The organism is Rhizorhapis sp. SPR117, from assembly GCF_021742065.1.
Window position 1 is genome coordinate 1 of record NZ_JAKKIE010000165.1, and the last position, 1990, is coordinate 1990.

The window sequence follows — 1990 nt, forward strand, 5'->3', positions numbered from 1 at the left end:
ATCCTCCTCCTTTGAGGCGTACAATACGACCCCGTGCCAAGAAGGAGGGTGACTAAATCAATTACGCAATGTCCCGCCCGTGGCCTTTGCCATCCCACGGGTGCTCCAATGCGTAGCGTCAACCGGCTTCTCCTCGAGCGTCTTGACCACAATCGCCTCGATCCGGTCGTCGCCAATGCTCCGTGGCGCCCCGCAGCGCGGCTCATCGGAAAGGCCGTCCAGGCGCTGTTCGGCGAAGCGTGTCCGCCATGTCCGAACAGTCTGCCGAGTGACGCCAAGGGCTGCGGCAATCTCACAATTGTTCGCGCCATTGGCCGCCTGCAGAACGATCTCGGCCCGCTGCGCGTCAGCCCGCGAGATGTTGCGCCGACGCGCCCGCCGCTCAAGCGTCGAGCGTTCCTTATCCGAAAGCTTAATCCCGACCGCCTTGTTCGCCGCCATGACCGAACTCCACATCGCGCATCCGCAACAGGAATCACAAAAAACGATCAATGGCTAGAAACTTCTGAGACGGCACACTAGGCGGATGTGATCAGCCTGCGCGTGCGTGTCGGGCGGCTGCGCGAACGGCCGATGCGTGTCGCCGCGATCTTCATGAGCCGCTGGAAGGACGGGCATTCTATATGGTGCGGGGCCGGGCAGGACGCGGCATGGTCGAGGCCATTTTTTAGAGCGCCCAATTGCCGGATGGTGCGAGTCAGCTCCTCCGCCTTCGCCGCAAGCAGCGCCTTGTCGACATGCGGTCTTTGCCTGCTGCCGAACATCATCTCGATCTCGTCGAGCGAAAAGCCAGCCATTTGTCCGAGTGCGATAAGCGACAGCCGCTCGAGCACATCATGGTCGAAGGTCCGCCGCAATCCGCGTCGGCCTAGCGACTCGATCAGGCCCTTCTCCTCATAATAGCGCAGCGTTGCCGCAGGCAGGCCCGATCGCTTGGCGACTTCGGCAATGTCCATGAGTTTCATGCTTGACCTCAAGTTGACTTGAGGTGGCATCGTGCTCCGCAGTGTCGATCGGGACAAGGAGAATCGCGATGAATTCAAGAGTGGACGCACCGATTGCGGAGCGCGCAGCTGGCATGGACGAGGGCAGCGTCGGCCTAGCTCGTTCGACGATCGCGCCGGTTTCGGGTCTGTCGCTGGCAACGCTCTTGCCGTCGCTGGCAACCAGCATCGCCAACGCGGCGCTGCCGGCGCTGGCCCAAAGCTTCACGGCATGGTTTCAGGCAGCGCGGTGGATCCTCCTCGCCTATCTTCTGGCCATCACCGCCATGATCGTCATGGCCGGAACGGTCGGTGACCGATCGGCCGCCGTCGACTGCTGCTGGCCGGGGTCGGGCTATTCTCAGGCGCGTCGCTCCTGTGCGGGGCCGCGCCCACGCTAGGTTGGCTCATCGCGGCGCGCGTCGCCCAGGGCCTCGGCGCGGCAATCATGATGGCGCTGGCCACCGCCTTTGTCGCCGATGTCCTTCCCAAAGGCCGCCTGGGCCGCGCGATGGGCCTGATGGGCACCATGTCCGCGATCGGCACGATGCTCGCGCCGTCCCTCGGCGGCATGCTCACAACCATGGCCGGGTGGCCTGCCATCTTCCTGATTGATGTCCCGCTCGGCGTGGTGACGTTTCTCATTCTGTGGCGGACATTGCCATCGAATCGCGTTGCGCCCGCGCGGGATCGCACCGCCATCGATACTCTGGGCATGGTTCTGCTCATTCTCACACTGGGGGCCTATGCGCTGGCTATGACCATCGGCCGCGGGCAGCCGCCGATCTGGGGCGTCACTCCGGTCGGGGTCGAGTAGCCGCGGCGGATTACTCCACCGCGGCTCTCTCAGAACCGGACGTGCGGGCCCGCATCCGGCTCCTTGGGTCGATGTCACAGTGCCAGCAAAAACTGGTCATTGACCCGTTTGGGGTTTAGAGTCCTCTTGGAGGAGGAACCCCTCCGACTTCAGTCGGATACTGGCTTTAGCCTTAGACTCGGCCAGTAGC

Annotated in this window: 4 protein-coding genes; 2 read left to right on the top strand and 2 right to left on the bottom strand. The window is 63.4% G+C overall.

The annotated features are described in order from the left end of the window. Positions 1-57: 57 nt before the first annotated feature. Positions 58-441 (bottom strand): helix-turn-helix domain-containing protein, encoded by a 384-nt coding sequence (locus L3X40_RS21690; RefSeq protein ID WP_237367405.1) that lies wholly within the window; start codon positions 439-441, stop codon positions 58-60. Between the two features lie 77 nt (positions 442-518). Then, positions 519-965, bottom strand: coding sequence for a helix-turn-helix domain-containing protein (locus L3X40_RS21695; protein ID WP_237367406.1), 447 nt, complete (start codon positions 963-965; stop codon positions 519-521). Positions 966-1033: 68 nt separating this feature from the next. Between L3X40_RS21695 and L3X40_RS21700 the strand changes: the two genes are divergently transcribed. Beyond that, the gene (locus L3X40_RS21700) at positions 1034-1384 is read left to right on the top strand and encodes a hypothetical protein (protein ID WP_237367407.1); all 351 of its coding nucleotides are present in this window, start codon (positions 1034-1036) and stop codon (positions 1382-1384) included. Further along, positions 1360-1800, top strand: a complete 441-nt coding sequence (locus L3X40_RS21705) for an MFS transporter (RefSeq protein WP_237367408.1) — start codon at positions 1360-1362, stop codon at positions 1798-1800. Before L3X40_RS21700 ends, L3X40_RS21705 begins: the two co-directional genes overlap by 25 nt. Positions 1801-1990 lie beyond the last annotated feature (190 nt).

Excerpts from the sequence above, each read along its gene's own strand:
- L3X40_RS21690 (WP_237367405.1), bottom strand. The coding sequence starts at position 441 with ATGGCGGCGAACAAGGCGGTCGGGATTAAGCTTTCGGATAAGGAACGC.
- L3X40_RS21695 (WP_237367406.1), bottom strand. The coding sequence starts at position 965 with ATGAAACTCATGGACATTGCCGAAGTCGCCAAGCGATCGGGCCTGCCT.
- L3X40_RS21700 (WP_237367407.1), top strand. The coding sequence starts at position 1,034 with ATGAATTCAAGAGTGGACGCACCGATTGCGGAGCGCGCAGCTGGCATG.